The 25489-nt window shown below is 58.8% G+C and carries 25 protein-coding genes; 12 read left to right on the top strand and 13 right to left on the bottom strand.

The genetic code is table 11. The features are described 5' to 3' along the window. Positions 1 to 3: 3 nt before the first annotated feature. Together EOL43_RS02670 and EOL43_RS02675 are read right to left on the bottom strand one after the other, a co-directional pair. Positions 4 to 972 (bottom strand): glutathione S-transferase family protein, encoded by a 969-nt coding sequence (locus EOL43_RS02670; RefSeq protein ID WP_133485236.1) that lies wholly within the window; start codon positions 970 to 972, stop codon positions 4 to 6. 148 nt (positions 973 to 1120) lie between these two features. Further along, positions 1121 to 3382, bottom strand: coding sequence for an NADP-dependent malic enzyme (locus tag EOL43_RS02675; protein WP_133485238.1), 2262 nt, complete (start codon positions 3380 to 3382; stop codon positions 1121 to 1123). A 232-nt stretch (positions 3383 to 3614) separates the two neighbouring features. Here EOL43_RS02675 and galE point away from each other — a divergent pair, with 232 nt between their 5' ends. Beyond that, the gene (gene galE, locus EOL43_RS02680) at positions 3615 to 4625 is read left to right on the top strand and encodes a UDP-glucose 4-epimerase GalE (RefSeq protein WP_133485240.1); all 1011 of its coding nucleotides are present in this window, start codon (positions 3615 to 3617) and stop codon (positions 4623 to 4625) included. Between the two features lie 95 nt (positions 4626 to 4720). Continuing rightward, positions 4721 to 7342 carry a DNA mismatch repair protein MutS gene (mutS, locus tag EOL43_RS02685; RefSeq protein WP_133485578.1) on the top strand — a complete coding sequence of 874 codons (2622 nt, stop codon included), beginning with the start codon at positions 4721 to 4723 and terminating at the stop codon, positions 7340 to 7342. 52 nt (positions 7343 to 7394) lie between these two features. On the opposite strand, the gene EOL43_RS02690 is transcribed toward mutS, so the two are convergent. Continuing rightward, positions 7395 to 7955 (bottom strand): nucleotide exchange factor GrpE, encoded by a 561-nt coding sequence (locus tag EOL43_RS02690; RefSeq protein WP_133485242.1) that lies wholly within the window; start codon positions 7953 to 7955, stop codon positions 7395 to 7397. 24 nt (positions 7956 to 7979) lie between these two features. Further along, positions 7980 to 9041, bottom strand: coding sequence for a heat-inducible transcriptional repressor HrcA (gene hrcA, locus EOL43_RS02695; RefSeq protein ID WP_133485244.1), 1062 nt, complete (start codon positions 9039 to 9041; stop codon positions 7980 to 7982). Between the two features lie 70 nt (positions 9042 to 9111). On the opposite strand from hrcA, the gene rph reads away from it, so the two are divergent. The 3 genes from rph to hemW are packed head-to-tail and all read left to right on the top strand — an operon-like array spanning position 9112 to position 11580. Further along, a complete protein-coding gene (rph, locus tag EOL43_RS02700; RefSeq protein WP_133485246.1) occupies positions 9112 to 9822 on the top strand; it encodes a ribonuclease PH in 711 nt (236 codons plus the stop codon). Then, on the top strand, positions 9822 to 10430 hold the full coding sequence (rdgB, locus tag EOL43_RS02705) for an RdgB/HAM1 family non-canonical purine NTP pyrophosphatase (RefSeq protein WP_133485248.1): 609 nt from the start codon (positions 9822 to 9824) through the stop codon (positions 10428 to 10430). Before rph ends, rdgB begins: the two co-directional genes overlap by 1 nt. Further along, positions 10423 to 11580 (top strand): radical SAM family heme chaperone HemW, encoded by a 1158-nt coding sequence (gene hemW / locus EOL43_RS02710; protein ID WP_133485250.1) that lies wholly within the window; start codon positions 10423 to 10425, stop codon positions 11578 to 11580. Before rdgB ends, hemW begins: the two co-directional genes overlap by 8 nt. Here hemW and EOL43_RS02715 read toward each other — a convergent pair. The 7 genes from EOL43_RS02715 to EOL43_RS02745 all read right to left on the bottom strand — a co-directional run bounded on the left by EOL43_RS02715 (position 11577) and on the right by EOL43_RS02745 (position 18939). Continuing rightward, positions 11577 to 12464, bottom strand: coding sequence for a ParB/RepB/Spo0J family partition protein (locus EOL43_RS02715; protein WP_133485253.1), 888 nt, complete (start codon positions 12462 to 12464; stop codon positions 11577 to 11579). The genes hemW and EOL43_RS02715 overlap by 4 nt on opposite strands. A 13-nt stretch (positions 12465 to 12477) precedes the next feature. Next, complete coding sequence (locus EOL43_RS02720; RefSeq protein ID WP_133485255.1) at positions 12478 to 13269, bottom strand: ParA family protein; 792 nt, start codon at positions 13267 to 13269, stop codon at positions 12478 to 12480. Then, the gene (gene rsmG / locus EOL43_RS02725) at positions 13262 to 13882 is read right to left on the bottom strand and encodes a 16S rRNA (guanine(527)-N(7))-methyltransferase RsmG (protein ID WP_133485257.1); all 621 of its coding nucleotides are present in this window, start codon (positions 13880 to 13882) and stop codon (positions 13262 to 13264) included. Before rsmG ends, EOL43_RS02720 begins: the two co-directional genes overlap by 8 nt. Continuing rightward, entirely contained in the window at positions 13879 to 15747 is a 1869-nt protein-coding gene (gene mnmG, locus EOL43_RS02730; protein WP_133485260.1) for a tRNA uridine-5-carboxymethylaminomethyl(34) synthesis enzyme MnmG, read from the bottom strand. Before mnmG ends, rsmG begins: the two co-directional genes overlap by 4 nt. 27 nt (positions 15748 to 15774) lie before the next feature. Beyond that, the gene (gene mnmE / locus EOL43_RS02735) at positions 15775 to 17064 is read right to left on the bottom strand and encodes a tRNA uridine-5-carboxymethylaminomethyl(34) synthesis GTPase MnmE (RefSeq protein WP_133485262.1); all 1290 of its coding nucleotides are present in this window, start codon (positions 17062 to 17064) and stop codon (positions 15775 to 15777) included. 28 nt (positions 17065 to 17092) lie between these two features. Then, positions 17093 to 18364, bottom strand: coding sequence for a transcription termination factor Rho (gene rho / locus EOL43_RS02740; RefSeq protein ID WP_133485264.1), 1272 nt, complete (start codon positions 18362 to 18364; stop codon positions 17093 to 17095). A 125-nt stretch (positions 18365 to 18489) separates the two neighbouring features. Continuing rightward, a complete protein-coding gene (locus tag EOL43_RS02745; RefSeq protein ID WP_133485266.1) occupies positions 18490 to 18939 on the bottom strand; it encodes a CopD family protein in 450 nt (149 codons plus the stop codon). Positions 18940 to 19332: 393 nt separating this feature from the next. Here EOL43_RS02745 and EOL43_RS02750 point away from each other — a divergent pair, with 393 nt between their 5' ends. From EOL43_RS02750 to dnaQ, 4 genes are read left to right on the top strand one after another with little or no spacing between them, the layout of a single operon-like run. Continuing rightward, the gene (locus tag EOL43_RS02750; RefSeq protein WP_133485268.1) at positions 19333 to 19932 is read left to right on the top strand and encodes a Maf family protein; all 600 of its coding nucleotides are present in this window, start codon (positions 19333 to 19335) and stop codon (positions 19930 to 19932) included. Then, positions 19929 to 20765, top strand: a complete 837-nt coding sequence (locus EOL43_RS02755; RefSeq protein WP_133485270.1) for a shikimate dehydrogenase — start codon at positions 19929 to 19931, stop codon at positions 20763 to 20765. Before EOL43_RS02750 ends, EOL43_RS02755 begins: the two co-directional genes overlap by 4 nt. Further along, entirely contained in the window at positions 20762 to 21358 is a 597-nt protein-coding gene (coaE, locus tag EOL43_RS02760; protein ID WP_133485272.1) for a dephospho-CoA kinase, read from the top strand. The genes EOL43_RS02755 and coaE overlap by 4 nt, the downstream gene beginning before the upstream one ends. Then, positions 21351 to 22082, top strand: a complete 732-nt coding sequence (gene dnaQ, locus EOL43_RS02765) for a DNA polymerase III subunit epsilon (RefSeq protein ID WP_133485274.1) — start codon at positions 21351 to 21353, stop codon at positions 22080 to 22082. The genes coaE and dnaQ overlap by 8 nt, the downstream gene beginning before the upstream one ends. 12 nt (positions 22083 to 22094) lie before the next feature. Here dnaQ and secB read toward each other — a convergent pair whose 3' ends face one another. Next, the gene (gene secB / locus EOL43_RS02770) at positions 22095 to 22586 is read right to left on the bottom strand and encodes a protein-export chaperone SecB (protein ID WP_133485276.1); all 492 of its coding nucleotides are present in this window, start codon (positions 22584 to 22586) and stop codon (positions 22095 to 22097) included. 104 nt (positions 22587 to 22690) lie between these two features. Between secB and idi the strand changes: the two genes are divergently transcribed. After that, entirely contained in the window at positions 22691 to 23212 is a 522-nt protein-coding gene (idi, locus tag EOL43_RS02775) for an isopentenyl-diphosphate delta-isomerase (RefSeq protein WP_133485277.1), read from the top strand. On the opposite strand, the gene EOL43_RS02780 is transcribed toward idi, so the two are convergent. Continuing rightward, positions 23192 to 23695 carry an FxsA family protein gene (locus tag EOL43_RS02780; protein WP_133485279.1) on the bottom strand — a complete coding sequence of 168 codons (504 nt, stop codon included), beginning with the start codon at positions 23693 to 23695 and terminating at the stop codon, positions 23192 to 23194. The two genes, idi and EOL43_RS02780, sit on opposite strands and share 21 nt — an antisense overlap. A gap of 105 nt (positions 23696 to 23800) precedes the next feature. Here EOL43_RS02780 and EOL43_RS02785 point away from each other — a divergent pair, with 105 nt between their 5' ends. Both EOL43_RS02785 and mltA read left to right on the top strand, forming a co-directional pair. Next, a complete protein-coding gene (locus EOL43_RS02785) occupies positions 23801 to 24460 on the top strand; it encodes a Tim44/TimA family putative adaptor protein (RefSeq protein ID WP_133485281.1) in 660 nt (219 codons plus the stop codon). Continuing rightward, positions 24460 to 25488, top strand: coding sequence for a murein transglycosylase A (gene mltA, locus EOL43_RS02790; protein WP_133485283.1), 1029 nt, complete (start codon positions 24460 to 24462; stop codon positions 25486 to 25488). The genes EOL43_RS02785 and mltA overlap by 1 nt, the downstream gene beginning before the upstream one ends. The last annotated feature ends 1 nt before the right edge of the window (position 25489 follow it).

Below are 25489 nucleotides of genomic sequence, written 5' to 3' on the forward strand. Positions count from 1 at the left end.
GCGTCAGAACCGATCGCGATCATGGGGGCGGGTGAAATCCAGCGCCGGCCCTTTCGGCACAACCCGCGTCGGGTTGATCGTCTCGTGCGAGTAATAATAGTGCGACTTGATGTGCTGCATGTTCACCGTCTCGGCCACGCCGGGATGCTGATAGAGTTCGCGCAGATAGTTCGAGATATTCGGATAATCCTCGATCCGCTTCAGGTTCGTTTTGAAATGCCCGTGGTAAACCGCGTCGAACCGGATCAGCGTGGTGAAAAGGCGCCAATCAGCCTCGGTCAGTTGATCGCCAACCAGATAGCGGTGTTTGGACAAGATGGCCTCCACACGGTCCAGCGCCGCGAACAGCGCTTCAAAAGCCTGCTCATATGCCTCTTGCGTGGTGGCAAATCCGCAGCGATAGACACCATTATTGATGTTTCGATAGACGTCATCGTTGATCGCGTCGATCTGATCGCGCAGCGGCTCGGGATAGAAATCCAGCGTGTTTCCCGTCAGCCCGTTAAAGGCCGTGTTGAACATGCGGATGATTTCCGAGCTTTCATTGCTGGCAATCCGCCCCTGCACCTTGTCCCACAGAACCGGCACCGTCACGCGGCCCGAGTAGTCAGCCTTATCTGTCGTATAGACCTGATGCATGAAGCTATGCCCGAACAGTGGATCGGGGTCGTCAGGATCGAACTCCCACCCATTCGACAGCATATGAGGATGCACGGCGGTCACGCCGATCAGGTCCTCAAGCCCTTTCAGCTTGCGAAAGATCAGGGTGCGATGCGCCCAGGGGCAGGCGAGCGAGACGTATAGGTGATAGCGCCCGGGTTCGGCCTTGAAACCGCCATCGCCCGTCGGGCCCGCAGACCCGTCCGCCGTGACCCAATTGCGAAACCGCGCGTCTTCACGCTTGAATTTGCCGCCGGTTTTCTTGGTGTCGTACCACACGTCTTGCCAGACGCCATCCACAAGCTGACCCATTGGTGCCTCCTATACTCCATAGAAAGATAGCGGCTCCAAGCCACCAAACAATTCAGCGCGATACGCGTCCTATCTGTTCAAACCTGCACAGAACGAAAACGGCCCGCGGGATGTCCCGCGGGCCGTTTCAGTCTCTATTCCAGCGGAATTAGCGCTTGCCCAAGCGGGTCGCGGCCAGCATCGCCATGTTCAGAATGTCGTTCGAGGTCGAGTTGGTCGAACAGATCTGGATCGGCTGGTCGATGCCCGACAGGATCGGCCCGATCACCGTGGCCCCTGCCAGTTCCTGCATCATCTTGACCGAGATCGAGGCCGAGTGACGGGCCGGAACCACCAGAATGTTGGCCGGACCAGACAGGCGGCAGAACGGATACTGCGCCATCACGTCGGGGTTCAACGCCACATCTGCGGTCATTTCGCCCTCAAACTCAAAGTCCACGCCGCGCTTCTCGAGGATCACGGGGGCTTCGTGCAGTTTCGAGGCACGTTCCGACACCGGATAACCGAAGGTCGAGAAGCTGACGAAAGCCACGCGCGGCTCAAGCCCCAGACCACGTGCCACGGTGGCGGCGCGCTCTGCGATGTTGGCCAGATCCTCGGTTTCGGGCCATTCGTGCACCAGCGTATCGGCCATCAGCACGATGCGCCCTTTGTGCAGGACAGCAGTCACGCCCACCGCGCCATCTGCAGCGGTGGCGTCGAACACGTGGTTGATCCGGTCCAGAACATAGGCCGATTTCCGGGTTGCGCCGGTAACCAGACCATCGCCGTGGCCATGCGCCAGCATCAGCGAGGCAAACACGTGGCGGTCGCGCGCGGCCAAACGGTGAATGTCGTGGCGGTCGAAACCCTGACGCTGAAGGCGCTGGTACAGGTAGTCTTTGTAGGTATCTAGATGCTCGGTATTTGCGGCGTTCACCACGCGCAACTCGCGCACAGCATCCCCCAAACCATCGGCGGTCAGCTTGGCCTTTACATCCTCTTCACGGCCGACGACCAGCGCGCGGCCATACCCGTTGCGCTGATACTGAACCGCAGCGCGCAGTACTTGCGAGTTGTCACCCTCGGCGAAGATCATTGTCGCCTGGCTCTTACGTGCACGCGCAGTGATGCCGCGCAGGATCGAGGCCGTCGGGTCCATCCGCGCCTTCAGGCTTTGCTCGTACCCATCCATGTCGATGATCGGACGGCGCGCAACGCCCGTGTCCATCCCGGCCTTAGCAACTGCCGGCGGGATCACGTGGATCAGACGCGGGTCGAACGGCGTCGGAATGATATAGTCGCGGCCAAAGGTCAGCTTCTTGCCGTACGCCATGGCAACTTCGTCCGGCACATCTTCGCGGGCCAGCTCGGCCAGCGCTTGCGCACAGGCGATCTTCATCTCGTCATTGATGGCGCGGGCGTTGATGTCCAGCGCGCCACGGAACAGGTACGGGAAGCCCAGAACGTTGTTCACCTGGTTCGGATAGTCCGAACGCCCGGTCGCCACGATCGCATCATTGCGCACTTCGTGGGCTTCTTCCGGGGTGATTTCCGGATCCGGGTTCGCCATGGCGAAGATGACGGGGTTGTCGGCCATCGAGGCGACCATCTCTTGCGTCACGGCGCCTTTGACCGACACACCAAGGAACACATCTGCCCCGTCCATCGCCTCTTCCAGCGTGCGGAGTTCGGTGTTGGCGGCGTGGGCCGATTTCCACTGGTTCATACCATCGGTACGGCCTTGATAAATCACGCCCTTGGTATCGCAGACGATGCAGTTGTCATGCTTCGCGCCCATCGCCTTGATCAGCTCGATACAGGCGATGCCCGCGGCACCGGCGCCGTTCAGAACGATGCGGCAATCCTCGATCTTCTTGCCCGACAAATGCAGCGCGTTCAAAAGGCCCGCCGCGCAGATCACCGCCGTGCCATGCTGGTCGTCGTGGAAGACGGGGATGTCCATTTCTTCCTTCAGACGCTGCTCGATGATGAAGCATTCGGGCGCTTTGATGTCTTCAAGGTTGATGCCGCCAAAAGTCGGACCCATCAGCTTGACCGCGTTGATGAAGGCTTCGGGATCTTCGGTGTCCAGCTCGATATCGATCGAGTTCACGTCGGCAAAACGCTTGAACAGAACCGCCTTGCCTTCCATCACGGGTTTCGACGCCAGCGCACCCAGATTGCCCAAGCCAAGAACCGCGGTCCCGTTCGAAATCACCGCCACAAGGTTGCCCTTGTTGGTGTAATCATAAGCCGTCTGCGAGTTCTCGGCGATTGCCTCACAGGGAACAGCAACACCCGGCGAATAGGCCAGCGACAGGTCGCGCTGCGTGGTCATCGGGACCGACGGCGTAACCTCGAATTTGCCCGGTGTGGGGTCAATGTGGAAGGCGAGCGCCTCTTCATCTGTGATCTTGGCTTTGGGCATATCGGGGGCCTTTGTCATCTTCTTTCGAAGTCAAACCCTTACAGGGGGAAAATCCGGGCCTCAACCGGTATTGTGCTATTAATCTGTCTTTTGTCGGGGGTTTTTGGGTAATTGTTGGAAATTATATTCATTTGTTAGCGCAATAAACGCAATTCTGTACTGCCTTGGCTTTCCCACGTGCCTTTCACGCCGATCCATCCTATATCTCGGTCATTAGATTTGGAGGTTTCACGTGGCACAAAAAGTCCTTTTGACCGGCGGCGCAGGGTTCATTGGCTCGCATACGTTCGTCGAGCTGACCAAAGCCGGGTATCAGGTTGTGATCCTTGATAACTTTTCCAACGCGCACCGGGGTGTGCTGGACCGGCTCGAGGTGATCAGCGGTGAAAAAGTCGTCCACGTGGACGGAGACGTTCTGGACCAAGACCTACTGACCCGCGTCTTTGCCGAGCACAAATTTGACGCCGTCATCCACTTCGCCGCGCTGAAGGCCGTGGGTGAAAGCACCGAAAAGCCGCTGGATTATCTGACCACCAACATCTCGGGCCTGTATACGCTTCTGAACGTGATGAAGGCGGCGGGCGTGTTCCGTCTGGTTTTCTCATCCTCGGCGACCGTCTATGGCCAGCCCGACCAACTGCCCGTACCGGAAACCGCCCCGCGCAGCTTCAACAACCCTTATGGCTATACCAAGCTGGTCTGTGAACAATCGTTGGAGCAAGTCGCCGCCGCAGATGACCGCTGGGCCTTTGGCATCCTGCGGTATTTCAACCCCGCCGGCGCTCACGAAACCGGGCTGATCGGTGAGGATCCGAACGACATTCCCAACAACCTGATGCCTTATATTGCCAAGGTCGCCACAGGCGAGCTGGAAAAGCTGTCGGTCTTCGGCAACGATTACGACACACCCGACGGCACTGGCGTGCGCGACTATATTCACGTGATGGACTTGGCGCGAGGGCATGTGCAATCGGTGGATGCGCTGCTGAAAACTAACGAAAGCCACACGGTAAACCTCGGCACCGGCACCGGTTATTCGGTGTTGGACATGCTGCACGCCTATGAAAAGGCCGCCGGGAAAGAGCTGCCCTATCAAATGGCGCCCCGCCGCGCGGGGGATGTGGCCGGCGTCTATGGCGATCCAACCAAAGCCCGCGACGTGCTGGGGTTCGAGGCCGAGCGTGGTCTGGACGAGATGTGCGAAAGCAGCTGGAACTGGGTCTCGCGCCGCAAAAATTCCTGACCCCTCTTTCACCCCGACGCCCGACATTCTAGTCTGTCGCAAAGCACAACGCCGGGGGGCAGCAGGTGAGCGATAAACCAGCCAAGATCACGCCGATGATGGCGCAGTTTCTTGAGATCAAAGAGGGCTATCAAGACGCCCTTTTGTTCTATCGCATGGGCGATTTTTACGAGCTGTTCTTTGACGACGCCGTCGCGGCCGCCGCGGCCTTGGACATTGCGCTGACCAAACGCGGCAAGCATCTGGGCGAAGACATCCCCATGTGTGGCGTGCCTGTGCATGCCGCCGAGGGCTATTTGCTGACGCTGATCCGCAAGGGCTTCCGCGTCGCGGTCTGCGAGCAGATGGAAAACCCCGCCGAGGCGAAGAAGCGTGGCTCGAAATCCGTCGTGAAACGCGATGTGGTCCGGCTGGTCACGCCCGGCACCTTGACCGAAGAAAGCCTGCTGGACGCGCGACGGCACAACTTCCTCGCCGCCTATAACGTCGTGCGCGACGAGGCCGCGCTGGCCTGGGTCGACATTTCGACCGGCGCCTTCCGCGTCATGCCCTGCCCGCCCGTCCGCCTTGGCCCAGAACTCGCCCGCCTTGCCCCGCGCGAGGTCGTACTGTCTGAAGCGGATTATCAGAATTGCGCTGAAATAGTGACTGAATCTGGCGCATCCCCCACCGAACTGGGTCGCGCGGCCTTTGACAGTACGGGTGCGGAAAAACGGCTGCTGGATCTGTATAAGATCGGGTCGCTCGATGCGTTCGGCAGCTTCTCACGCGCCGAACTTGGGGCGATGGGGGCCATCGTCGAATATCTGGACATCACCCAGAAGGGCAAACTGCCTCTGTTGCGTCCGCCCGTGAAGGAACTGGCGCAAGGCACGATGCAGATCGACGCCGCCACGCGCCGCAATCTGGAGCTGACCCACAGCCTGTCCGGCGGGCGCGAGGGCTCGCTTCTGTCCGTGATCGACCGCACCGTGACCGCTGGCGGTGGACGTTTGTTGGAACGGCGCATCTCCAGCCCCTCGCGCACGCTGTCAGAGATCAACGCCCGACTAGATGCGGTACGTTTTCTGGTGGAACAGAGACTAACTTGCGAGAATACGCGCGAATTTCTGCGCAACGTCCCTGACATCGACCGCGCCCTGTCGCGCCTTGGTCTGGAACGTGGTGGCCCCCGTGATCTGGGCGCCATCCGCAACGGGCTTGCTGCCGCGAATGATCTGGCGGATAGCCTGTCTCAGTCAGATCTGCCCGCAAAACTGGCGGAAGCCTCGCAAAACCTGCGCGGCCATGACGATCTGGTCGATCTTCTGGATCAAGCGCTGGTCGCTGAGCCGCCCCTTCTGGCCCGTGATGGCGGCTTCATCGCCCCCGGCTATGACGAAGACCTCGACGAAGCGCGCCAGCTGCGGGACGAGGGCCGCGGTGTAATCGCCGCGATGCAGGCGCAATATGCTGAACACACCGGCATCGGTTCGCTGAAGGTAAAACACAACAACGTGCTGGGCTATTTCATCGAGACGACGGCTACCCACGCCGAAAAAATGCTAAACCCGCCGCTGTCGGAAACCTATATCCACCGGCAAACTACAGCGAACGCGGTGCGCTTCACGACCGTTGCCCTCAGTGATATGGAGACCAAGATCCTGAACGCGGGAAACCGAGCGTTGGAGATCGAGAAGCGGCTCTATTCCAGCCTAACAGCGGCAATTTTGGATCAAGTCGCCGCAGTATCCGACACCGCCCGCGCCCTATCGGAAATCGACGTGGCCACCGGTTTTGCCGATCTGGCACGGTCCGACAATTGGTCCGCCCCCACCGTCGATGACAGCCGCGTGTTTCACGTGGAAGGCGGTCGCCACCCCGTGGTCGAGGCCGCCCTGCGCAAGACAGGCGAGGCGTTTGTGGCCAATGATTGCGACCTCGCGGATGGTGCAAAATCTGCCGATGTCTGGCTTCTGACTGGTCCGAACATGGCCGGTAAGTCGACCTTCCTGCGCCAAAACGCGCTGATCGCCCTGTTGGCGCAGGCTGGCAGCTTCGTTCCGGCGAAAGCGGCGCATATCGGGTTGGTCTCGCAACTCTTCAGCCGCGTAGGTGCCTCGGACGATCTGGCGCGGGGACGATCCACCTTCATGGTCGAAATGGTCGAAACAGCCGCCATTCTGAACCAAGCTGACAACCGTGCGCTGGTCATTCTGGACGAAATCGGGCGCGGAACGGCGACCTATGACGGTTTGTCCATCGCCTGGGCGACGCTTGAACATCTGCACGACGTCAACAAATCCCGCGCGCTGTTTGCCACCCACTATCACGAGATGACCCAGCTGTCTGACAAGCTGGACGGCGTCGAAAACGCCACGATCGCGGTGAAGGAGTGGGAAGGCGAGGTGATTTTCCTGCACGAAGTCCGCAAAGGCGCTGCCGATCGGTCCTATGGTGTACAGGTTGCCAAACTAGCGGGTCTTCCCGACAGCGTTGTCGCCCGCGCGAATGTAGTGCTGGACGCGCTAGAAAAAGGCGAGCGTGAAGGGTCCGGCCAGAAGGCCATCATTGACGATCTTCCGCTGTTTTCCGCCATTGCCGAACCGGTTCAACCCGCACCTACAGGCCCGAGCGACCTGGAGCTTGCCTTGAAGGATATCCACCCTGATGACCTGAAACCTATCGAGGCTCTGAACCTGCTGTATGAGCTGAAAGAGATCGCGGCAGAAACGTAAACGCCCCCGGAAATCCGAGGGCATTTTAAGAAGTTTGCGGTGAATTAGAGCCTTATTTGGGCGTCGACGACACGCCAACCTGCGCCGGGCGCAGCAGGCGGTCATGCAGCATGAAGCCCTCGGCCATCACCTGAATGATGTCGCCCGCTTTGGTGCCGGGCACTGGGGCTTCGAACATGGCTTCGTGCACTTCCGGGTCAAACTTATCGCCAACTTCCGGCGCCAGTAGATGAATGCCGTGCTTGTCAAAGATGCCCAGCAGCGCGCGCATGGTCAGTTGAACACCTTCCAGCAGAGCCTTGTCTGCTTCACCGGCTTCATTTGCAGCTTCCAGCGCACGCTTCATGTTGTCGTAAACCGGCAGCATGTCGCGGGCCAGCTTGGAGCCGCCATAGTTCTCGGCCTCGCGACGGTCACGTTCGCCACGTTTGCGGGCGTTTTCAGCATCCGCCAGCGCACGCATGAAACGATCTTTCATCTCGTCACGTTCAGCACGGGCTGCAATCAACTCGTCCTCAAGGCTCACTTCGTCCTCAACGGTCACTTCTTCGGTCATCAGCTTGTCGATGCCCGGTTCCAGTTCCTCAGCGCGTTCGGTTTTCGCGTCCGTCATGTTCTTTGCCTCTATCCTCGGCCTTTATCCTCGATCCGAGATCATTTTGCCGATCAGTTGCGCGGTATAGTCCACCACCGGAACAATCCGCCCATAGTTCAGCCGCGTCGGGCCAATTACGCCCACAGCACCAATGATCTTTCGATCAGCGTTCATATAAGGGGAAACCACCAAAGAGGAACCCGAAAGTGAGAAAAGTTTGTTCTCAGAGCCAATAAAAATGCGCACGCCTTCGCCCTGATCAGCCAGATCAAGGAATTCGGCAATGTCCCGCTTACGCTCAAGGTCGTCAAACAGGGTCCGAATACGCTCCAGATCGACCTCGGGCCCATCATCCGTCAGCAGATTCGAGCGTCCGCGCACGATTAGGCGCTCATAGGGCTGACCTTCGTTTTCCCAAATCGCGGCACCGCTTTCGATCAAAGCCTGCGCCAACGTGTCGAGCTCTTGCCGGCGATTGGCAACTTCAGTCGCAATAATGCGCTGAAGCTCAGAAATCGTGCGGCCCTCGGCCAGGGCATTCAGGAAATTCGCCGCTTCCCGCATCGAGCTTGGGGTCTGCCCCGCAGGCGGCTCAAACACGCGGTTTTCCACGTGGCCATCTGCGAAGACCAGCACGGCAAGCGCGCGATCGGGGCCAAGCGACACGAACTCGATATGTTTGATCGGCGCCTCGTGCTTGGGTGTCAAAACCAGACTGGCGCCAGCGGTAATCCCCGACAATGCCGCGCCTACGCGGTCCATCATCGAGTTGATATTGCTTTCATTTCCGACAGTTGCGTCGATTTTCTGCCGGTCGTCCGTCGTCAGGTCCGACACCTCAAGCAGTCCATCGACAAACATCCGCAAGCCAAGCTCGGTCGGGATCCGACCGGCCGACACATGCGGGCTGTCCAACAGCCCCATATACTCAAGGTCTTGCATCACGTTGCGAATGGTCGCCGCGCTGACGTTTTCCGTCAGGCTGCGGGTCAGGCTGCGCGAGCCCACCGGCGCGCCCGTTTCCAGATAGCTTTCAACGATGCAGCGGAAGACCTCGCGCGAGCGGGTGTTCATATCTTCCATCAAATCAGAAGCGTCTGCCATCAGCTTAGCCTTGCCTTTTTGCCGGACCCATGGCTATCACGCTTTCAAAGCGGAAACAAAGGAAGAAGCCATGCGTCCCTCTGGTCGAGATTTAGATCAAATGCGCCCGATTTCAATCGAGACCGGGGTAACAAAACACGCCGAGGGGTCCTGTATGATCCGCGTGGGCGATACGCATGTGCTGTGCACCGCATCGCTGGAAACCCGCGTTCCCCCGTTTCTGCGCAACTCTGGCAAGGGCTGGGTGACGGCAGAATACGGCATGCTGCCCCGTTCGACCGGGTCGCGCATGCGTCGCGAGGCTGCTTCCGGTAAGCAAGGCGGTCGCACCGTTGAAATTCAACGCCTGATTGGCCGTTCGCTGCGCGCGGGCATCGATCTGGTGGCCTTGGGTGAACGTCAGATCACCGTCGACTGTGATGTCATTCAAGCCGATGGCGGCACCCGTTGTGCGGCAATCACTGGCGGTTGGGTAGCGCTGCGTCTGGCCGTAAACAAGCTGCTGAAGGCAGGCGACATCACCACCGATCCGCTGATGGATCCGGTCGCCGCCGTGTCTTGCGGCATCTACGCCGGCCAGCCAGTGCTGGATCTGGACTATCCCGAAGACAGCGAAGCGGGCGTGGATGGCAACTTTGTCATGTGTGGCCCGAAACTGATCGAAGTGCAGATGTCGGCCGAAGGGTCGACCTTCACACGTGACCAGATGAACCAGCTGATGGATCTCGCCGACAAGGGCGTGTCCGAGTTGGTCGCTGCGCAGCTTCAGGCGACAGCATAATGCGGAAATTTGACGGCGATAAACTGGTCGTTGCGACCCACAATGCGGGCAAATTACGCGAGATTTCCGCCTTGTTAGAGCCTTTTGGCATCGCCGTCACCTCGGCTGGCGAACTGGGCTTGGAAGAGCCGGAAGAAACCGAAGATACCTTCGTCGGCAACGCCCGGATCAAAGCTCATTTCGCCGCCAAAGAAAGCGGATTGCCCGCCCTGTCCGATGACAGCGGCATCATGGTCGACGCGCTGGACGGCGCACCGGGCGTTTACACCGCAGATTGGGCCGAAACGCCAAGCGGGCGCGATTTTCCCATGGCGATGGAGAAAACCTGGACCCTTCTGGAAGAGAAGAACGCGCCCCTGCCCCGTACCGCACGGTTCTGCTGCACCCTGTGTCTTGCGTGGCCCGACGGCCATGACGAGGTTTTCGAAGGCAAGGTCGAAGGGTCGCTGACATGGCCCATGCGCGGCGATCAGGGCTTTGGCTATGACCCGATTTTCGTGCCCGAGGGCTTTGACATCACCTTTGGCGAAATGGACCCCGAAAAGAAGCACCAGATGAGCCACCGCGCCGACGCGTTCGCTAAGCTGGTGAAGGGCGCTTTTGCTTGAGAATTGGCAAATCGGCGGCTTTGGGCTGTATGTCCACTGGCCATTTTGCGCCGCCAAATGCCCCTATTGCGATTTCAACAGCCATGTCTCGGCCTCCATTAACCAAGATGACTGGGCAGCAGCCTATCTGAAGGATCTGGAGCGCTATGGGGCCGAAACTCAGGGTCGCGTCCTGGATTCGATCTATTTCGGCGGCGGCACACCCAGCCTGATGGACCCCGCAACGGTCGGCGCGATCATCGACAAGGCGGCGGACCTCTGGACCTTCGCCAATGACATCGAGATCACACTGGAAGCCAACCCCACCTCGATCGAGGCGCAGAATTTCGCGGGCTATCGCAAGGCTGGCGTCAACCGCGTGTCGATGGGGTTTCAGGCGCTGAACGATGCGGACCTGCGAAAACTCGGACGCATGCATTCGGTCGACGAAGGCCTGCGCGCGCTCGACATTGCCCGCACCCATTTCAACCGCGTGAGTTTCGATCTGATCTATGCGCGGCAGGATCAAAGCCTCTCTGACTGGCAAGCCGAGCTTGACCGCGCACTTAGCTTCGCGCCAGATCACCTGTCGCTGTACCAACTGACCATCGAACCCGGCACAGTCTTCGGCGCGCGGTTCGAGGCGGGAAAACTGTCCGGCCTGCCCGAGGACGAGCTGGCCGTCGACATGTTCTTCCACACGCAATACGCCACCGAAGCCGCCGGCCTGCCCGCCTATGAGGTCTCGAACCACGCACGCCCCGGCGAAGAAAGTCGGCACAATTTGATCTATTGGCGCAGCGGCGATTGGATCGGGATCGGTCCCGGCGCACATGGACGGCTGTCCATTGGGGGGAACAGGTGGGGAACGGAAACCCCTCTCTCGCCGAGCAAATGGTTGGAAAACGCACTGGGGGACGCTGACAAGCGCGAGAGAGCGCCTCTCCCTCTCTCTGAACAGGTAACTGAATACCTTTTGATGGGTTTGCGCACCACTGAGGGCATCGACCTAGAGCGGCTGAAGGCTCAGTTCGACACCCAACTAGATGTGAATAAAATCAAAGACTTAATCGAACTTCACCTGGTTTCCGTCGATCAGAAAACACTTAGGGCGACCAAAAATGGCCGCCCCGTTTTGAATGGTATTTTGCGAGAGCTTTTGCCGGACTAAACGGACAGTTTTCCGCAGATATCGTCCAGCTGATCGAGGTTTTGGTAGCGAATTGTGACCGTCCCGGCCTCGCCCCCGGCTTTGTGGTCGATCTGCACTTTCATGCCCGTCGCCGCCGACAGATCCGCCTCGAGCGCTTTGGTGTCGGCGTCTTTCTCGGTCTTCGGGCTTGCTGCGCGCGGCTTGCTGTCGCCCGCACCCTTTGCCAGCTTCTCGGCAGCCCGCACCGACAAACCCTTGTTGATGATCTCGCGTGCCAGTGCCGAGGGATTGTCCGCCGTAACCAGCGTCCGCGCGTGGCCGGCGGTGAGTTGGCCATCACGCACAAAGGCCTGAACATCATCGGGCAGGTTCAGAAGACGTAGAAGGTTCGCGATATGCGAACGGCTTTTCCCCAGTGCTTCCGAGACTTTCTCTTGCGTGTGCCCAAACCGGTCCATCAGATCACGATAGCCAGCGGCCTCTTCGATCGCGTTCAGATCGGCGCGCTGAATGTTTTCGATAATCGCGACTTCCAGCGCCTCGGTATCGGAATATTCCCGGACGATTACAGGCAGTTGATGCAGTTTGGCCATCTGCGAGGCGCGCCAGCGGCGTTCACCTGCGACGATCTCGTACTCGCCTTCGCTGCCGGGGCGCGGACGCACGATCAGGGGCTGAATCACCCCTTTTTCCTTCACCGAAGCCGCCAGATCATCCAGCTGTTCCTGCGTAAAGGTGCGGCGCGGCTGTTCGGGGTTCGGTTTAATCTTTTCAATCGGAACCATCATGTCCGCGCGGCGCGGTTCGGACGAAGCCCCCTTCGGCGATTCATCGACAACAACATCCGCCATCAGGGCCGACAAGCCGCGGCCTAGGCCGCGATTTTTAGTTGGTTTGCTCATTACTCGCCTCCGATTATCGTTTGATCAGTTCCGCGGCCAGATTGCGATAGGCGCGGCTGCCTTTGGACGTCGGATCATACATCAACACCGGCAGCGCGAAAGAGGGCGCCTCGCTCACGCGGACATTGCGCGGAATCATGGTCTTAAACACCAGCTCGCCCAGATTTTCGCGCGCATCGGCCTCGACCTGGCGGGACAGGTTGTTGCGGCTGTCATACATGGTCAGCACAACACCTTCGATTCGCAGATCGGGATTCGCCGCCGTACGCACCTCGCGCACGGTCAGAAGAAGCTGCGACAGCCCTTCCAGTGCGAAGAATTCACTTTGCAGCGGGATCAGAACGCTGTCCGCTGCGACCAGCGCGTTGACGGTTAGAAGGTTCAAAGACGGTGGGCAATCGATCAAGATATAGTCGATGTTCAGCTGCGATAACGCTACATCTCGCAATGCATCGCGCAGAAGATGGCTGCGCTTTTCGTTCGAGACCAGCTCGATATCCGCCGAAGACAGGTCCGTTGTCGCGGGCGAGATCAGCAGATTGTCGATGGTGGTTTTCTGGATGACATCCAGCACTGACGCCTCTTCCAGCAGAAGATCATAGGTGCTCATGTCGCGATCATCGGCGGAAACGCCCAACCCGGTCGACGCGTTGCCCTGCGGGTCCAAATCAATCAAAAGCACGCGCTTTCCGGCCTCGGCCAGCCCTGCCCCCAGATTGATCGTTGTTGTCGTCTTTCCAACCCCGCCTTTCTGGTTGGTGATGGCAATAATCTTCGGCCCGCGTACTTGGAATGGGTCAGACACGTGAGATTTCCTTAATCTTCAGAACAACGGCGGATGGATGGGTCTTGCTGGGATATGTATCAAGCTGAAACGACCAGTTTTCAAGCGCTTCGTCGATTTCCTGTCGATAGTTTTCGCCCTTGGGGAAAATGGCAACGCCTTCGGGCTTCAGGTGCCGCTCGGCAAAGCCACAGAGCGCATTCAACGACGCCAAAGCACGCGCCGACAGGACATCGGCGTTCTGTGGGGCGGCTTTCTCGATTCGCTCAGAGCGGACGGATAGTTTAAGATCCAGCTCGCGTGCGACGGTCCGCAGAAAGGTCGCCTTGCGCAGATCGCTTTCGATGCACGTCACGGAAAGATCCGGGCTAGCGTCCTTCGCCATGATCGCGACGACCAAAGCCGGAAGACCCCCGCCCGACCCCAGATCACACCATATATTGGGATTCTCTGGCGCAAGCCCATATATCTGGGCTGAATCAAGAATGTGACGCGTCCAGATTTCAGAGATTGTGCTGGGCGAAACCAGATTAATCGCCGAATTCCACTTCTTCATCAAGGCGACGTAAGCCTCGAGTCGCTCGAATGTTTCACGTGAAACATCGACGTGACGCTGGAATTCGGCATGATTCATGCTGTGCGCTTCCGCTCGAACTGACGAATCTTGGACAAAAGCAGCGTCAGGGCGGCTGGGGTCATCCCCTCAACCCTGCTCGCGTGGGCCAAAGTGCGCGGGCGCGCGGCCTGAAGCTTCGACGCGAGCTCGTTCGACAGTCCGCTGAGCGCGGAATAGTCGAAATCCTCGGGGATCACATGCGCCTCATCCCGCTTTAGCGCCTCAACATCTTTCTGCTGACGCTCGATATAGTTTGCGTAAAGCGCATCGCGCGCGACCTGAAGCTTCACTTCGTCGTCAATCTGATCCAATGCGGCGTCCAGTTGAACCAGCTTTTCAAAGCTCATATCGGGGAAGGCCAAAAGCTCGTAGGCGGTACGGCGGGTACCATCTTTACGTACGTTCAGATCGAGACCCACAAGATCTTGTGGGGTGTACGACGTCTGCGTCAGCTGCTCTTTCGCGTGCACCAAGGCGTCACGCTTTGCTTCAAACGCAGATTTACGCGCATCTTTCACCAAACCAAGCTCGATCCCAAGCGGCGTCAGACGCTGGTCTGCGTTGTCCGCACGCAGAGACAAGCGATACTCAGCGCGCGATGTAAACATGCGATAGGGCTCGGTCACGCCGCGGGTGATCAGATCATCGATCATCACCCCGATATAGGAGTTCGAGCGCGAGAAAATCACCGGATCCCTGCCCTGCACCGCCAGAGCAGCGTTGGTGCCAGCCACCAAACCCTGTGCGGCGGCTTCCTCATATCCTGTGGTGCCGTTGATCTGACCCGCAAGATATAGCCCCGGAACATCCCGCAAAGACAGCGTTTCGGTCAAAGAACGCGGGTCGACATAGTCATATTCGATGGCATAGCCGGGCTGCAGGATCTCGACCTGCTCAAGCCCGACGATGGAGCGCACATAGTCCTCCTGCACGTCAACGGGCAGAGAGGTGCTGATCCCATTCGGATACACCGTGTCATCGTCCAGACCTTCGGGTTCAAGGAACACCTGATGGCTGTCCTTATCCGCAAAGCGCACGATTTTGTCCTCGATCGAGGGGCAATAGCGCGGTCCGACACCATCGATATGCCCACCATACATGGCCGAGCGATCCAGATTGGCGCGGATAATCTCGTGCGTTTGCGCGTTTGTATGAGTGATCCCACACGAGATCTGCCGCGCGATAGGCGCCTTGTTCATAAAGGAAAACATCGCGGGATCATCATCGCCCGGCTGTGACGCCAGAATGTCCCAGTTAATCGTTTTCCCGTTCAGGCGCGGCGGGGTGCCCGTTTTCAGGCGGCCGAGCGGAAGACCAAAGGAATCAATGCGTTCTGCCAATTTGACCGAGGGACGATCCCCCATTCGGCCGCCCTGGCTTTGCTTGTCGCCGATATGGATAATCCCGCGCAGGAAGGTGCCTGTGGTCAGCACAACAGCGCCGGCATGCAGTTGCGATCCGTCTGCCAGCACGGCGCCGCACACGCGATTCCCGTCCATGATTAGGTCGGTCGTTTCGCCCTCGATCAACGTCAAACCCTCGGTCGACAGGATCTCGGCGGACATGGATTTGCGATAGATTGCGCGGTCTGCTTGCGCGCGCGGACCCTGAACAGCGGGGCCTTTGCGACGATTGAGCAGGCGGAACTGGATGCCAGCCTGATCCGCGACGCGGCCCATCAACCCGTCCAGCGCATCAATCTCGCGCACCAAATGCCCCTTACCCAAACCACCAATGGCGGGGTTGCAGGACATCACACCAAGGTCTTCCTTGCGCAACGTGATCAGCGCCGTCTTCGCGCCCATACGTGCAGAAGCATGGGCGGCGTCGGCACCCGCGTGCCCGCCCCCAACAACAATCACATCGAAATCCAGATGTTTCACGTGAAACACTCCTTCGCTACGCACACGCTATTTTCCCAAACAGAAGCTGGAAAAGATTTCATCCAGCAGATGCTCTACATCGACATGGCCGACAAGACTATCAAGAGCCCGGATGGCAGTTCTGATTTCTTCTGCGGCAAATTCGGCGCGTTCGGGGCCGTGTTGTACCTCGATTCGCGCATCTTCCAAAGAGAACAGCGCACGCTCCATCGCGATGCGATGCCGTTCACGCGTAGCGATCCCGGCGCCCTGAACGCGGGTCTCCAAAACGGACGAGATCTTTTGGACCAACTGATCCATCCCCTGCCCGGTTTTCCCCGAGACAACCAGATCGCCAGAGGCGCCCAGATCAGCCTTCCCGTGCACTACAAGGTCGTCGTTCAGCGGATCCATCGCGGGCTGATCGTCGGCGCCTTCCAGCAGGAAAACCCGCAGGTCCGCCGCCTTCGCACGCTCCAACGCACGGGCAACGCCAATGGCTTCCACCTGATCTTCGGTGTCGCGCACCCCGGCGGTATCCAGCACCGTCACAGGAAGCCCTGCGAGCTCCATATGCACCTCGATCACGTCACGGGTGGTGCCCGCAATATCCGAGGTGATCGCCGCCTCACGCCCGGCCAGAGCGTTCAGAAGCGTGGACTTCCCAGCATTCGGACGGCCCACGATGGCGACCTCGAATCCTTCGCGGATGCGTTCGGCAATTCGGGTACCAGCGGTCTCGCGCTCAAGGCTGTCCAGCGTGGTATCCAAGAGCGCATTCACCTCGGGCGAGACGTCGACGGGTACATCTTCATCGGCAAAATCAATCGTGGCTTCCAGCAGAGCGGCGGCGCGGATCAGGTCCGTGCGCCACGCCCCTGCAAGGTCGCCCAGAGCGCCAGAGAGGACGCCCACGGCCTGCTTGCGCTGAGCCTCGGTCTCGGCGTCCAGAAGGTCCGCCAAACCCTCTACCTGCGCCAGATCGAGACATTCGTTTTCAAGCGCACGGCGGGTGAATTCCCCGGGCTCTGCTGGGCGTGCACCCTCTTGCTTTGACAGCTCAGCCAGCACCGCGCGGACGACGGCGGTGGACCCGTGCAACTGAAGCTCGACCACGTCCTCGCCCGTGAAACTGGAACCTGCTTCGAACAGCAGCACCAAAGCCTCGTCCAACAGCGCCCCATCCGCGCTTGTCAGGCGGCGCAATCCGGCACGGCGCGGCGCAGGCAAGTCGCCGGCCAACGCACGGGCCGCCGAAAACGCATGTGGCCCGGAAATCCGGACCACCGCGACACCCGCTTTCCCGCGGGCACTGGCAAGAGCATAGATCGTGCCCATTGAACTAACCTATTGTTTTTGTTACATATTAGGCATTCATAGAGTCGAAGAACTCGGAATTCGACTTGGTCTGTTTCAGCTTGGAAATCAGGAATTCGATCGCGTCCGTAGTGCCCATCGGGTTCAAAATGCGGCGCAGGACATAGGTTTTCTGCAGGTCTTTCGGATTAACCAACAGGTCCTCTTTCCGTGTGCCCGATTTCAGAATGTCGATGGCCGGGAACACGCGCTTGTCGGCGATCTTGCGATCCAGCACGATCTCGCTGTTGCCGGTGCCTTTGAACTCTTCGAAGATCACTTCGTCCATACGCGATCCGGTATCGATCAGCGCGGTCGCGATGATGGTCAGCGAGCCGCCCTCTTCGATGTTCCGGGCAGCACCAAAGAAACGCTTCGGACGCTGCAGCGCGTTGGCATCCACACCACCGGTCAGAACCTTACCCGAGGACGGGACGGTCGTGTTGAACGCACGGCCCAGACGGGTGATCGAGTCCAGCAGGATCACAACGTCGCGCTTGTGTTCAACCAGACGCTTGGCTTTCTCGATCACCATCTCGGACACGGCCACGTGGCGGGTCGCAGGTTCGTCAAAGGTCGAGGACACAACCTCGCCTTTCACGGACCGCTGCATGTCCGTCACCTCTTCCGGGCGTTCGTCGATCAGAAGAACGATCAGATAGCATTCCGGGTGGTTCTTCTCGATCGAGTGGGCGATGTTTTGCAGGATCACCGTTTTACCGGTACGCGGCGGCGCCACGATCAGCGAACGCTGGCCTTTCCCGATCGGGGCAACCAAATCGATCACGCGGGCTGAGCGATCTTTGATGGTGGGATCTTCGATCTCCATCTTCAGGCGCTCGTCCGGGTAAAGCGGCGTCAGGTTATCAAAGGCCACCTTGTGCTTGGCATCTTCCGGATCCGAGAAGTTGATCTTCTCGACCTTGGTGATGGCAAAGTAATTCTCATTCTCGCCGGGGGCGGAAATGACACCTTCCACCGTGTCACCGGTGCGTAGCGAATACTGGCGGATCATGTCGGGCGAGACGTAGATATCATCGGGACCCGGCAGATAGTTTGCCTCGGGCGAGCGCAAGAAGCCAAAGCCGTCTTGCAGCACTTCCAGCACGCCGTCGCCGCCGATGATCCATTCATCATCCGCCCGCTCGCGCAGGATCGAGAACATGATGTCCCCTTTGCGCATGGTCGAGGCATTTTCGATCTCGAGCTCTTCAGCCATGTTGACCAGCTCTTTCGGGCTTTTGGCTTTCAGATCGGATAGGTTCAGACGGTTTTCAGACATGGAATATCTCGGAAATAGATCACGACGGCGCTTCTGCGCTGTCTATGTCGAGTTGGGAAAAACACATGGCCGGACGGCCTGCTTAGAGGCTCAGATACGCGCTGACACCGGTCGAGTCAACAAAATCAGTATTTGAACACGACCGAGAAGACGATGACGATCATCAGAACCGTCGGCAATTCGTTCATCATGCGATAGCGCCGACCGGTCAGCGTATTGGTGCCCGACATGAAGTCTTTGCGTCGCGCGGCCAGCCACATGTGAAACCATGTCATGCCGATGATCGAGATCCCCTTGGTCCAGGGCCAGACCAGCGACCAATCAACGACACCAGGCGTTACCACAAGGCACAGACCGAAAATCCACGAGCTGATCATGGCTGGGTTCATGATCGCTTTCAGAAGCCGGCGCTCCATCGTTTGGAACAGGTCATCCGTTTCATTGCCCGATCCCACGACCTCGACATGATAGACGAACAGGCGCGGCAAATAGAACAGGCCCGCCATCCATGCGATCACCGATACGATGTGCAGCGATTTCGTCCAGAAATACGCGTCTGACAGAAAGTCACCCATTCTAAGCCTCTTATATGCGATGCCGCTTCGATCTTCATAAATAATATAAAGAAGAAGAAAAGATGTAGTTGATGTTAGGCCTGTGGATAACGGGGATTATTGATCTGTCCCATGACTTGTTCACAGGTGGACAAGTGAGGACCGAGATTCTGGACGGAATCTTTTTGCCTTTGTTTCACGGGCCCCGGCGCATTTACCATCTGGGGATAAGTGCAGGGATGAAATCGCGCGCTGGGGATTCGCCCACGGGGTGCGATGGGCAAAAACCAACAGTGGAAGAACTGTGAAAATCGCCTTAGTAAAGGTGGGACTTATCCAGCTGTTCTGGCGGGGGCCGAGTTATCTGCTGATTCCAGAACAGGATTACACAGAGTTTTTCCACAGGGTTATCACATGACCGCTTCCCTGATTTTGGCGTCTGCCTCGCAAATCCGCGCTGATCTGTTGCGCAACGCAGGCATCGACTTCGACATCATCCCCGCCCGCATTGATGAAGAGATGATCCGCGCATCATTAGAGGCCGAGGGTGCGAGCCCGCGCGATCTGGCCGATGCGCTGGCCGAGTTCAAAGCGCGCAAAATCAGCGAGAAACATTTTGGGTCTTTGGTTCTGGGCTGTGATCAGGTGGCCGAGCTGGAGCAGAAGGTTCTGTCGAAACCTAAGGACAAAGAAGAGGCGCGCGCCCAGTTGACCGCGATGTCCGGCAAAGTGCATCGGCTGCTCTCTGCCGCTGTTCTTTATGAGGACGGCAAGCCGATTTGGCGGCATGTGGGTTTGGTGCGCCTTAAGATGCGAGAGCTTTCGCCGGAATATATCGCCGATTATGTCGACCGGAACTGGGACAGCATCCGCCATTCCGTCGGCGCCTATAAGCTGGAAGAAGAAGGCGTGCGCCTATTTGCCAAAGTGGACGGCGACTATTTCAACGTGTTGGGTTTGCCCCTGACCGAGCTTCTGTCATATCTGATCGTGCGAGGAGATCTGAAGATATGAGCGACACACGAATTCCCCTGGCGGGCGTCATTGGAAACCCCATCGAACACTCTTTGTCCCCCCGGTTGCACGGCCATTGGTTGCGCACGATGGGGCTGGCCGGGCATTACATCCCGATGCGGGTCGAAGCGGACGATCTGGAAACCGTCATTCGGACGCTGCCAAAAGCCGGGTTTGTCGGTCTGAACGTCACGATCCCCCATAAAGAAGCCGTGCTGAAGCTGGCCGACATCGTCACAGACCGCGCCGCGCTGATCGGGGCGGCGAACACGCTGATTTTCCGTGACGATGGCAAAATCCACGCGGACAACACCGACGGCTATGGATTTACGCAAAACCTGCGCCAATCCGCACCGGATTGGGCCCCAGAAACTGGGCCTGCCGCTGTATTTGGGGCCGGTGGCGCCGCGCGTGCCATTTTGGCCTCGCTCATCGAGCTTGGCGTGCCTGAAATTCGCTTGTCCAACCGCACCCGCGCCCGTGCGGACGCTTTACGTGCGGAGTTTGGTGCGCGGATCGTAGTGTATGACTGGGTTCAGGCGGGTAATATGTTGGATGATGCGGTGACCGTGGTGAACACCTCGTCCCTTGGCATGACCGGCAAGCCCGAGTTCCGCGTGCCGTTGGATGGGCTGATGCCCGGCGCGGTTGTGAATGATTTGGTCTATTCGCCGCTGAAAACCGATTTCCTGCAACAGGCCGAAGATGCGGGCTGTCAGGTGGTCGACGGGTTGGGCATGTTGTTGCATCAAGCCGTTCCCGGGTTTGAGCGCTGGTTCGGCACGCGCCCCGTCGTCGATGACGCGCTGCGCCATGCGGTTCTGGGCGTATGAGCGGGCCGTTTATCATCGGGCTGACCGGCTCGATCGGGATGGGGAAATCCACCACCGCGAAAATGTTTGCCGATGCGGGCGTTCCGATCTGGGACGCGGATGCGGCGGTGCATCGCATCTATGATGTGGGCGGCGCGGCGGTCGAACCGATCCGCGCGGTCTGTCCTGATGCAATCATCGACGGCGCCGTCAGCCGCGATGCGCTGAAAGACTGGATGTCGAAAGATGCAGGCGCCCTGAAAAAACTGGAAGAGATCGTGCACCCTCTGGTCGGACAGGACCGGGCGGAGTTTTTGACCAACAGCACCTCGCCCATCGTTCTTCTGGACATGCCGCTTTTGTTTGAAATCGGTGCGCACGAACATGTGGATCTGGTCGTCGTCGTCTCGGCCCCTGCTGAATTGCAGCGTGAACGCGTGCTTGCACGCGGCACCATGACGGAAGCACAATTCGAGACTATTCTGGCCAAACAGGTCCCAGATGCGGACAAACGCGCCCGCGCGGATGTAATCATTCCGACCGAAACTCTGGATGGCGCGCGCGCCGCAGTGGATGAAGTCATCGCCCATGTGAAAGGGAAGTTGGATGCGTGAGATCGTACTCGATACAGAAACCACCGGCTTTGACCCTCAAAGCGGTGACCGGATTGTGGAAATCGGGTGCCTTGAGCTGATGAACCACATGCCGACCGGGCGGACCTATCACCAGTATATCAACCCAGAACGCGGCATGCCGGACGAGGCATTTGGTGTGCACGGCATTGGCCCTGACCTGCTGGCCTCGCCCCGCCCTGCTGAACCGGGCGAAGTCCTTCTGAAAGACAAGCCGATCTTCAAAGAGGTTGGGCAGGCGTTCCTTGATTTCATCGGAGACGCCAAGCTGGTCATCCACAACGCCAGCTTTGACATGAAATTCCTGAATGCCGAGCTGCAATGGATGGGCCTGCCGCAAATCCCATGGGAACGCGCGCTGGACACTCTGGCGATGGCGCGCAGCAAATTTCCCGGCGCGCCCGCGTCTTTGGATGCGCTGTGCCGTCGTTATGCGATCGACAACTCGTCGCGGACACTACACGGCGCGCTTTTGGACAGTGAAATTCTGGCCGAAGTCTATCTGGAGCTCATTGGAGGTCGTCAGCCCGACCTTGTTTTGTCGGGCAATCAGGCGACCTCGGGTTCTGGTGGTGCGAACGACGATTGGCGTCCGCGCCCGCGTCCAGAACCCCTGCCGTCCCGGATCCACGAAAAAGAAACCGCCGCCCATGATGCTTTCGTAGAAAAGCTGGGCGACGGCGCAATTTGGAAGAAGTTTCAGTAACTTCTGGGCAAATTAGCTCACAGGAGCGTTCGCCTGTTCGGCCGCAGCGCGGCGCTCGATTTCCTGACGGTACAGGGCCAAGAAGTCGACGGTATCCAGGTTCAGCGGCGGGAAGCCACCGTCACGGGTCACGTCCGACACGATGCGACGCACGAACGGGAACAACATGCGAGGGCATTCGATCATCAGGAACGGGTGCAGCTGCTCTTCCGGCACGTTTTCCACGTGGAAGATGCCCGAGTATTCCAGCTCCATCAGGAACAGCTGTTCGCCGTTGCCTTTGTTTTTCGAGCCGATGGTGTATTTCGTGATCACTTCAAACTGGTGATCGGTCGGGCGTTTTTTTGCGTCCAGCGCAACTTCGACGCTGATATCGGGCTGTACTTCGCCCTGAATGCCTTTTTGCGCCAGAATGTTTTCAAACGACATATCGCGAATGAACTGACCCAGAACCTGCATTTTTGGTTGGGCGGGGGGAGTCTGTGGGGTGGCTTCGTCGGCCATGGGTGTCTCCTTCAGGAAAATCTGTCGGAAATGTCCTTATCAGGTTGGGAAGGGACCCTCAACTAAGGGTTTCGTCAGAGCGGATTTGACGCTATCAGCGCGTCATGACGACGATGATCCCCACTTGGGTGGACGGCACCCTGACCCCGGTCGAAAAGCTTGAAGCGCATGTGAAAGGGCTTCGGCACAAAGCCGTGTCCGTGTTCCTGATCTGCGATGGTCACGTGCTGATCCAGCAACGCGCGGCGGGGAAATATCATACGCCGAACCTGTGGGCGAACACCTGCTGCACGCATCCGTATTGGGGGGAAGACCCGCGGTTTTGCGCGATCCGTCGGTTGGAGGAAGAGCTGGGGATCAAAGGTGTCGATCCGGTCTGGGTCGAGAACTTGGAATATCGCGCCGATGTGGGTGGAGGCCTGATCGAACACGAGGTCGTCGATCTGTTCGTCATTCACTGCGACACGCGCCCCGATATGGACCTGAACCCGGACGAGGTTCAGGCCGTGGATTGGCTGGATCGCGCAGCGTTAGAGACGAAAATCGCCAAAAACCCGGATCAGTTCACCCCGTGGCTGCAGATTTATATGTCGAAGCATTCGGCCTCAGTGTTTGGTCCAACCTGACGGACCTTCAACGCCGGGATGGGTTGGGCGTTTTTCGGGCGTTACGTCTGTGAAATCGCCATCGATCACGTCGTCCTCGGAACGCGGGCGGCGGCGCATCTCTTCCTCAGCCATACCGCCCATTGTGAAGGTCTGAACCTTTACCCGCGACCGCGCCCAGCTGAACACGGCGCTGCGCACCGCGGGAATCAACAAGGCAAAGCCTACGAAATCGGTGAAAAAGCCGGGGGTCAGCAGAAGCGCGCCGGAAAAGAGGATCATTGCGCCATGGGCCAGCGGCTCGGTCGGGTCATTCAACTGCCCAAAGCTGTCCCGCAGTTGCGACAACGCAAGCGCCCCCTGCGCGCGCATCAATTGGGTGCCAACGATGGCCGTCAAAACAACGATCCCAAGGGTCCACCACAACCCGATCGCACCGCCAACCTGAATGAACAAGGCGATTTCAATCAGCGGAACGGCGATGAACAGTGCAAAAAGCCACATGGCAAGTGATCTCCTTTTCGTGTGACCGGTGGACTTGGCCCGGTACTGCACCTACATATGACTTCAATGATCGCGTTTCCATATGGCGCTTGAAAAGAGGTATCCATGAGCTCTTCCCTGATCCAGCTTCTTGTACTGGCCGGTATTGCCCTGTTTTTGATTTTGCGCCTGCGCGATGTGCTTGGCACGCGCGAGGGGTTCGAGAAACCCGTTGTGCCGCGTCAGGACAACCGACGCTTGGATCGCAGCAACCTTGAAGTGATCGAAGGTGGCCCGGATCGGGACATTCTGGATCACGCGGAAGAGGGCAGCCCCAGCGCGCTGGCCTTGGCGGCGATGAAAACCAACGAACCCGGCTTTAATGTTGGCGAGTTTCTGGGTGGCGCGCGTGGTGCGTATGAAATGATCCTGATGGGGTTCGAGGCGGGCGAGATGTCCAAGATCCAACCCTTCCTGTCGGAAGAAGTGTACGAAACCTTCGCCAGCGTCGTTGAGGCGCGCGAAGCTCAAGGCCTGTCGGTCGAAGCGAACTTTGTTGGCGTGCGCGAACTGAAGCTGGAAGAAGCCGCGTTCGACACCGCGACCCGCGAAGGCGAAATCACCGTGAAATTTGTGGGCGAGCTGACTTCGGTCGTGCGTGACAAGGGCGGCGACATCATCGAGGGCAACCCGAACGAGGTCAAACGTCAGAAAGACGTCTGGACCTTCGCCCGCATCATGGGCTCGGACAACCCCAACTGGCAACTTGTCGCCACGGGTGGCTGATGCTTCGGGGGCTGGCATGTGCGCTGGCCCTTTTGGGCATGCCTGCCTATGCGGGTCTGGATGACGCGCGCGTAACCCTTGTTCCGTTTGAAGAGCTTGATGGTTGGAACGATGACGACCATCAAGACGCGCTGCGCGTGTTTCTGGACACCTGCCGCGATCTGGACGACCCGCAATGGCGCCCGATCTGCGCTTTGGCGCAGACGCAGGATGACGGAAAAACCTTTTTCGAGCTGTTTTTCCGCCCTCTTCTGATCGAAGACGGCAACGCACCGCTGTTCACCGCCTATTTCGAACCCGAGCTGAAAGGCTCGCGGGTTCAGACCTCGGTCTATCGTTATCCGGTGTACGCCAAACCGCGCGAGGCTTCGGGTCAGGTTTGGCTTCCCCGTCGGACCATCGAAGAAGGTGACATTATGAAGGGTCGCGGGCTGGAAATCGCGTGGGTTGCGGACCCCGTGGATCTTCAATTCCTGCAAATTCAAGGCTCGGGCCGCATTCGACTGCCGGATGGTGGCAGTATTCGTCTGGGCTATGGCGGGTCGAATGGACATACGTTCGTGTCGCTGGGGAAAGAGCTGGTCCGGCGCGGGATTTATAACGAACATCAGGTCTCGCAGGCAGTGATCAAGAACTGGGTGCGCCGCAATCCGGAAGCCGGGCATGATCTGCTGATGTCCAACCCGTCCTATGTGTTTTTCCGCAAGATCGGAGACGTCTCGGCCAGCAAAGGCCCGCTTGGGGCGATGAACCGGTCGATCACGGCGCATCGGTCGCTGGCGGTCGATCCGAAATACACCCCTTTGGGCGCGCCGATCTGGCTGGAAAAAGACGGGGCCGAGCCGTTTCGCCGCCTGATGGTCGCGCAGGATACCGGCTCGCGGGTCAAGGGCGCGCAGCGGGCGGATATTTTCTGGGGCACTGGCGATCAGGCCGGAAAGCTGGCGGGCAAGATCAAAGATGACGGGCGCATGTATGTGCTGCTTCCGATCCAGCGCGCCTATGCGCTGCTGCCCGAGGATCAGTGAC

Origin of the sequence: Aliiroseovarius marinus (assembly GCF_004360145.1) — a bacterium.
Taxonomy (GTDB): domain Bacteria; phylum Pseudomonadota; class Alphaproteobacteria; order Rhodobacterales; family Rhodobacteraceae; genus Aliiroseovarius; species Aliiroseovarius marinus.